Origin of the sequence: uncultured Vibrio sp., assembly GCF_947488985.1 — a bacterium.
In the GTDB taxonomy this organism is placed as follows: Bacteria; Pseudomonadota; Gammaproteobacteria; order Enterobacterales; family Vibrionaceae; genus Vibrio.
In genome coordinates this window covers 25,479-32,689 of sequence record NZ_CANLBV010000039.1, presented here as the reverse complement: position 1 = coordinate 32,689, position 7,211 = coordinate 25,479, and the positions used below count along the sequence as shown (strand labels likewise).

General features: G+C 45.3%; 5 protein-coding genes and 2 pseudogenes. 4 read left to right on the top strand and 3 right to left on the bottom strand.

Annotation, left to right across the window (positions count from 1 at the left end):
- Positions 1-504: 504 nt before the first annotated feature.
- A complete protein-coding gene (locus Q1A70_RS10730; RefSeq protein WP_299690540.1) occupies positions 505-1,431 on the bottom strand; it encodes a TIM44-like domain-containing protein in 927 nt (308 codons plus the stop codon).
- A 198-nt stretch (positions 1,432-1,629) separates the two neighbouring features.
- On the opposite strand from Q1A70_RS10730, the gene Q1A70_RS10725 reads away from it, so the two are divergent.
- The 3 genes from Q1A70_RS10725 (at position 1,630) to Q1A70_RS10715 (ending at position 5,233) form a co-directional block, all read left to right on the top strand.
- Positions 1,630-2,220, top strand: coding sequence for a TetR-like C-terminal domain-containing protein (locus Q1A70_RS10725; RefSeq protein WP_299690543.1), 591 nt, complete (start codon positions 1,630-1,632; stop codon positions 2,218-2,220).
- A 17-nt stretch (positions 2,221-2,237) separates the two neighbouring features.
- Positions 2,238-4,112 carry an MFS transporter gene (locus Q1A70_RS10720; RefSeq protein WP_299690546.1) on the top strand — a complete coding sequence of 625 codons (1,875 nt, stop codon included), beginning with the start codon at positions 2,238-2,240 and terminating at the stop codon, positions 4,110-4,112.
- 200 nt (positions 4,113-4,312) lie between these two features.
- Positions 4,313-5,233, top strand: coding sequence for a putative sulfate exporter family transporter (locus Q1A70_RS10715; protein WP_299690548.1), 921 nt, complete (start codon positions 4,313-4,315; stop codon positions 5,231-5,233).
- A gap of 120 nt (positions 5,234-5,353) precedes the next feature.
- On the opposite strand, the gene Q1A70_RS10710 is transcribed toward Q1A70_RS10715, so the two are convergent.
- Entirely contained in the window at positions 5,354-5,518 is a 165-nt protein-coding gene (locus Q1A70_RS10710; protein ID WP_299690551.1) for a hypothetical protein, read from the bottom strand.
- 106 nt (positions 5,519-5,624) lie between these two features.
- Positions 5,625-6,107 (bottom strand): annotated as a pseudogene (locus tag Q1A70_RS10705) (LysR substrate-binding domain-containing protein); the annotation flags it as partial.
- A gap of 93 nt (positions 6,108-6,200) precedes the next feature.
- On the opposite strand from Q1A70_RS10705, the pseudogene Q1A70_RS10700 reads away from it, so the two are divergent.
- A pseudogene (locus tag Q1A70_RS10700) lies at positions 6,201-7,099 on the top strand (PTS transporter subunit EIIC).
- Positions 7,100-7,211: the final 112 nt, after the last annotated feature.

Below are 7,211 nucleotides of genomic sequence, written 5' to 3'. Positions count from 1 at the left end.
AGGCTGTCCATAGCGTCTTTTTTCACGAAGAAGTAACAGCCTCAATTAGATCATATTTTTACTTAGATTGGTATAAGTTCAACACTTCAAACTTCTATCCGTAGATCTCACAACAAGATTGAATCTCTTTAGGATCACTGAGTGCTCAGTCTCTCCAAACTTCCAGGTGGCGTTCACATTACAAGTAAGCAGCGCAACCTGAGCAGTTTGTAGATACATGCTCTTCACACTCACCCACTATTTGTTGTTTCTGCTGTAGTGGTATTTCAGGTTCTAGTATTGGAACGAAAAACTCAGTCGTCACGATTAACACCTCTATCTTGGTTAGATACCCCGACTGAATATCTACAGAACCACATCTCCTGTAAGCCGAAAGCAAACGCCCTTCTTAGAATTTACAGTTCCAAACAACCAGACACAAAAAAGCCCCTACAGATTTCTCCGTAGGGGCTTTCAATAATCAAAGTAATGTCTCGTTAACTCATTTTTAGTTAACTATTGAGATTAACCTTGAATACCAACAATTAGCCAAGGCGCATTGTCTGTGGTTAAATCACGCTCTAAGTGCCAGATATCCGTGATATCTTCTTCAACGCCATCCGCTGTATCACGGTAACGACCACTAAACTGTAGGCTTAACTGCGCTTTGCTGCCATCGTGATCTGCACGAACGATTTCAGCATCAACATACATGACGTCGGTGTGCTGTTCACCGTCTAGCTTATTACGTTCAGCTTTTAGGTCTTCAAATAGGCTTGGAGATACGTACTCTTCAATCGTGTTTAACTCGTTGTGGTTCCATGCACCTTGCAGTGTACGGTAGTGCTCACGAGAGCCATTGATGAAGGCCGCTTGATCAAAGCCCGGTGGATAGTTATGTGGAACATCGCTTTGTGCACCAAAACCGAAACCAGCCGCACCATTTGGTGAGTGAGCTTGCGATTGAGGTTGTGCTTGCTCGAAGTTATGAACATTAGGCTGTTGCTTAGGTTGTTCAAACTTGTTTTGACCCATACCACCGAATGCTGGCTGCTGACCACGGGCATTCTGCTGATTCATTGAACCCTGCTTTGCACCCAACATTCCGCGTAGGAATTTAAACGCTAGGAAAGCAATCAGACCCATGATTAGGATATCCATAAACTGGATACCTTCAAATGCGCCACCAAAGAATGCGGCTAACAAGCCACCCGCAAGTAGACCACCTAACAGACCGCCCATAAGGCCTTTCTTGCTAGAGTTAGCCGCTGTGTTTTTACCAGCTTGATCTTGTCGGATCGAGTTAGTGTTCTGTTGTTGCTGTTTGGGAGCAGGAGCCGTTTTGAAACTCTTACCAAAAGACTTACCACCACCAAACTTTTTCGCTTCCGCGATTGGTGTCATCGCGACCGATACCATCAAGATCGCGACTAGTGAGAAAAATCGTTTCATTGTTATCCTTTATAGGTTTCTTTATCTTTCGACACCTTAATCATACTCGTTAATAAACAACAATGAAATATTCACAGCGATTACACATGTATCATAATATTGCGGCTATTAGCTAGTAACTGAATTTGTTAAGGGATTGACGGCAATCAGGAGCAGCATATAAAATATCGAACAACGTTCATTAACTATAACCGAATCATGGCACGAAGAAATGATCATACTCGAGAGCAGTTGATTCAGCTTACCTTAGATACTGCAATCGACTTCTTAGAGCAGCACTCCTATCACGAGCTCAGTCTACGTAAAATCGCCAGTATGATAGGTTATGTACCGAGCACTTTAGTGAATGTATTTGGTAACTATAACCTATTGCTTTTGCATATTGTGGCTCAAACACTTGATGAGTTGTCGGCTGAATCGGCTATCGTCGTAGAACAATCAAGTACTCCCCAAGAAGCGTTATTTAACCTTGCGTACTGCTACCACGATTTCGCCCAAAAGCACCCTCACCGCTGGCATCTTATCTTTGACCACAAAATGAATGGTGAAAACCTTCCCGAGTGGCAATCAAACCGCATCGATAGGATGACAGGCCGTTTAGAGAAGCTCTTGATCACGATTGCACCTGAACACACAGCCAGTGAAGTCGTCAAAGCCAGCCGAGTTTTATGGTCTGGAGTACACGGAATCACTCTGCTTAGCGTGGATGATAAATTTTTTGCATCGGAACCTATCGATGGTAAAGAATTGATTAATAACCTAGTCTCAAACTACTTAACCAACTGGTAACCATCCAAGGAAAGACAATGAACAACAACAGCCAATCTTCGCTGTTAATACAAAAAAGGTTCCTACCCTATTTTATTACTCAGTTTCTGGGAGCCTTTAATGACAATATATTCAAAAATGTTCTGTTGCTGTTCGTCGCTTTCGCAAGCGTAGACACACTGCCTATTTCGAGTAATTTGTTCATCAATTTGGCTGCTGGGCTATTTATCTTACCCTTCTTCCTTTTTTCTGCGCTCGCTGGTGTACTGGCTGACAAATACGAGAAATCTTGGTTCATCCGTAAGGTCAAAATTCTTGAAGTGGTGATCATGTCGCTGGGTGCGGTTGGCTTTATCTACGAAAGTTACGGGATATTACTGCTGCTGCTGTTTCTCATGGGCACGCAAAGTGCCTTTTTTGGCCCAGTTAAATACGCCCTACTTCCACAACAATTAGAAACCAAAGAGCTGGTCTCGGGCAATGCCTTGGTTGAAACAGGCACGTTCTTGGCGATCCTGATTGGCACCCTCGCCGCTGGCATTATTGCATCAGAAGAGAACGCCAAATTTGTTGCCGCAGTATGCATCGTTTCGTTTGCGGTTTTTGGCTATGTATCGAGCTGTTTTATTCCCGAGGCACCAAGCCATGCCCCCGATCTAAAAGTGAAATGGCAACCGGTAAAACTGACCCGTACCACACTCGCCATTGCTAAAAAAGATCGCCCGACGTTCCAAGCTCTAATGTCAATCAGTTGGTTCTGGTTCCTTGGGGCGGCTTATCTGACTCAGTTTCCAAATTTTACAAAGCTGCATCTCAACGGCACAGAAGCGTCCGTCGCGTTTTTACTGGCCCTATTCTCGGTGGGGATTGCGATCGGCTCATTAGCTTGCGATAAGCTGTCCAACCATCGAATTGAAATCGGCATCGTGCCAATGGGCAGCATGGGGATCTCAATATTCGGTCTATTGATGGCGATGTCGATTCCCGGCTCCCTTCCTCAATTTGTTTCATTTAGCGAGTTTATTCAGCATTCCGAATTATGGCCTCTGTTTGCTTATCTACTACTGCTTGGGATGTCGGGCGGGGTGTTTATTGTTCCGCTGTATTCCCTAATGCAACTGCGTGCTAAGCCAGATGAACGAGCGCAAGTGATTGCTGGACTTAATATTTATAACTCCCTGTTCATGGTGGGAAGTGCGGTTTTAGGTATTGTTTGCCTGAGCGTTCTTGAGCTTTCTATTCCGCAGTTGTTTATGTTATTGGCGGTGCTCAATACCTTGGTGATGCTGTACCTGTTTTATCAGGTGCCTATCTATGTCTGCCGTTTCTTCACCTGGGTCGTGACACATACCATATATCGAATTAAGCACAAAAATTTGCATCACCTCCCAGAGCAAGGAGGAGCGTTGATTGTGTGCAACCATGTCAGTTATATGGATGCGCTGCTGCTGAGCGCAGTTTGCCCGCGCTTAATTCGCTTCGTGATGGAAGAGGACTACACCAAGCTGCCACTATTGAGAGGCTTCTTACAAAGAGCGGGCGTGATCCCTATCTCCTCAACCAATCGACGTTCAATTCGCCATGCTTTTAAAGAGGTTGAACAGGCCCTGAATGAAGGGCATATCGTGTGTATTTTCCCAGAAGGGAGACTGACGTCTGATGGCGAAGTCGCCGAATTCATGCGCGGTATGGAGCTGATCATCAAACGTTCCCCAGTCCCGGTCATTCCAATGGCACTTAAAGGACTATGGGGCAGCTACTTAAGCCGCTTCAAAGGGCGCGCGTGCACAGGGTTACCCACCCCACTCTGGCGAAAGTTAGAGGTTGAAGCAGGTAAGCCGATTTTAGCCAAGGATGCCTCTTGTGAGGTACTTCATCAAGCGGTAACCGAGCTTCGTGGGCCGCTACGCTAAATCGTACTCGTTAAGTTGTGCTAGCCAAGCCCTATCCAGCCCAGCCCGTTGCACTGATTGAGCAAGCGTTTGATGTAAATAACGCTTGTTCAACTTACGCCCTCATGGCTTATTAATGCCTATTGAAGTCCATTAATCACTATTGAATAGATGGTCGCGTTCTCCGCCCGCGCCATGACTAACATGACAACCTGAATATAATGCATCTAAAAAAGTCCGTTTCGTTTTATCTTGCCGCGCTGTTTTGCTTAACGCCTTGGGTCAGCTCCCCGACAGCGCTTGTTATCGGTTTCCTGCTTGCAAGTTTAGGGCTAGTCCCTGACCACATAGCGATCGGCAAAATCACCAAGAAGCTGTTGGCTTACTCGATTGTCGGCTTGGGCTTTGGCATTCATTTTGAAAAAGCATTAGCGGTAACAGGCGATGGTATTGGGCTCATTGTAACGACGATTATCGGTACATTGGTCATTGGTTGGTTCTTGGCTAAACGGATAGGGCTAGACCGCACAACGGGCTACCTTATCTCTTCTGGTACAGCGATTTGTGGTGGTAGTGCGATAGCAGCAGTGGCACCTGCAATCAAAGCAGAGGATGAACAGATTGGTTTGGCGTTAGCCACGGTCTTCGTGTTGAACTCAGTCGCTCTATTCTTATTCCCGATGATTGGTCACGCGCTTGAATTAAGCCAACAAACATTTGGTACTTGGGCAGCCATCGCGATTCACGATACATCTTCTGTAGTAGGTGCAGCTTCGGCTTATGGCGAAGAAGCACTGACTACCGCAACAACACTTAAGCTAGCGCGTGCACTTTGGATCATTCCAATTGCTTTGGTCAGCGCTATGATCTTCAAGAGCGATCAAAAGAATGTTACGGTTCCCTACTTCATTTTCCTCTATTGCGCTGCTATCGCAGTGAGTGACTTACTGCCACAATTTGAGATGGTGTATCAGGGGATCTTTGATGTGTCTAAGCGAGCACTGGTGGTGTGTTTGTTCTTAATTGGCTGTGGTATTTCAGTTGAAAAGTTAAAAGCTGCAGGGCCGAAACCATTGATGTTTGGTATTTCGATGTGGGTGATGATTTCTACAGGTTCGTTAGCATGGTTAACCCTCGCTTAATCTACCTAAAACTTAGCCGCTCGCAAAAATAGCGAACAACAAAACAAAAAGGCAAAGCTCGTATGGACTTTGCCTTTATCGTTTATCGTTTATCGTTTATCACCTATATTGACCAAACTACTATTCAAACAGGGGCTTATCACTCTTCTTGCGCTCTCTTTCCATCAAAACCAATACCACAACCAAAACAAATGCGGTGAGCTCAGCCAACGAACGAGTCAACCCTGACGAAATGACCGCTTGGCCTATCTGCAGTAAAACCGCAATGATGAGAGCAATTTTCATAATAATGCCTTATTCTATAATCCGTTATTTATATGGCTTATTATGATGGGTGGTTATAAAGATAATAAATTCTGTTTTGAACTATCTAATTGCTAAATTAACTAACCTAGCGCAACTGCCCCTCTAACCACTTAATAAAGGTTCTTACCTTAGGGCGTTTTTCCGTGCCTAGCGGACAGATTAAGTCATACCCTTGATCTGTATCCATACTCGGATAAGGCGTTATGAGCTCACCGGTCTCAATGTACTGCTTAACAAAATGATAGCGCCCCATCGCGACACCGATATTGCTGAGGGCACTTCTTACGCCCATATCCCGGTGGCTCAAGCAATAAAATTGCTCAAACAAATTCACATCCAAGCCATGGTGTTTAATCCAACGCTGCCATACATCTGACCCTAGTGCATGAATGAAATTAATCCGGTGCAACGATTCTAAGCCATCATCAAAGATGTCGTGTTCAGCCGCGTAACTCGGCGTACACACCGGAATATATTTTTCACCAAACAGACGCTGTCGATGCATGTATTTGAGGTCTTCAGCACCATAGTAAATGGCGACATCGAGATGATTTTGATGAAAATCCTGCCTCGATCAATCTTTGAGTCCATACGTTGACGAGCAGAAATATAAAAAAAATTAATTACAAACTTAGGGGCACATATGAATATACTCGGGTATATGCAAAAAGTAGGTAAAGCATTGATGGTTCCCGTAGCCACACTGCCCGCTGCGGCAATCCTTATGGGGATAGGCTATTGGTTGGATCCTGTTGGCTGGGGTTCTGAAAGTATCTTAGCCGCATTCTTGATCAAATCTGGTGGTGCGATCATCGACAACATGGCGGTTCTGTTCGCGGTGGGTGTCTCATTTGGTTTGAGCCGTGATAAGAATGGTTCTGCGGCACTGTCTGGTTTTGTGATGTTCCTCGTCGTCACAACGCTACTTGCTCCGGGCTCTGTTGCTCAGCTAATGAATGTTGAACTCAGTGAAGTGCCAGCGGCATTTGGCAAAATCAGCAACCAATTCGTAGGTATCATTGTGGGTATCATCTCTGCTGAGATCTATAACCGCTACTCAACCGTTGAACTTCCTCAAGCTTTAGCGTTCTTCAGCGGTAAGCGTTTGGTTCCTATCCTAACTTCAATCGCTGGTATGGCTCTCTCTTTTGCTCTACTCTACATCTGGCCAGCTGTTTACGACGCTCTGATCGTTCTGGGTATTAAACTAGAAAGCATGGGCGCAGTTGGTGCTGAGCAGCTATGGCTTCATTCTTCACTGGCATTACAGAGCCGCTAGAGTTCAGCTTCATGTTCCTAGCACCAGTGTTATTCCTACTGCACGCTGTATTGACAGGCCTATCGCTTTACATTGCAGCCAGCATGGAATGGATGGCAGGCTTCGGCTTCTCTGCAGGTTTCGTTGACCTAGTACTATCAAGCCAAAACCCACTAGCGGTTAACTGGTACATGTTACTGGTTCAAGGTGTGGTAACGGTTGGTAAAGGTGGCCTGCAAGTGATCATTGGTCTAGGTAAGGTAGATAAAGTCGCTGAGCAAATGAAGAAGGCACTCGCTTGACGGCATACCTTGAATGACACGATAAAACAGTGAAAATTTGTGACGGCTTCACCACCGTCACACCCCCCTGAAGCGCAATTACGAGTAGTCACCGAAATTGCGCTTCGTTTTA

Coding starts and splice junctions, on each gene's coding strand:
- Q1A70_RS10730 (WP_299690540.1), bottom strand. CDS start 1,431: ATGAAACGATTTTTCTCACTAGTCGCGATCTTGATGGTATCGGTCGCG.
- Q1A70_RS10725 (WP_299690543.1), top strand. CDS start 1,630: ATGGCACGAAGAAATGATCATACTCGAGAGCAGTTGATTCAGCTTACC.
- Q1A70_RS10720 (WP_299690546.1), top strand. CDS start 2,238: ATGAACAACAACAGCCAATCTTCGCTGTTAATACAAAAAAGGTTCCTA.
- Q1A70_RS10715 (WP_299690548.1), top strand. CDS start 4,313: ATGCATCTAAAAAAGTCCGTTTCGTTTTATCTTGCCGCGCTGTTTTGC.
- Q1A70_RS10710 (WP_299690551.1), bottom strand. CDS start 5,518: ATGAAAATTGCTCTCATCATTGCGGTTTTACTGCAGATAGGCCAAGCG.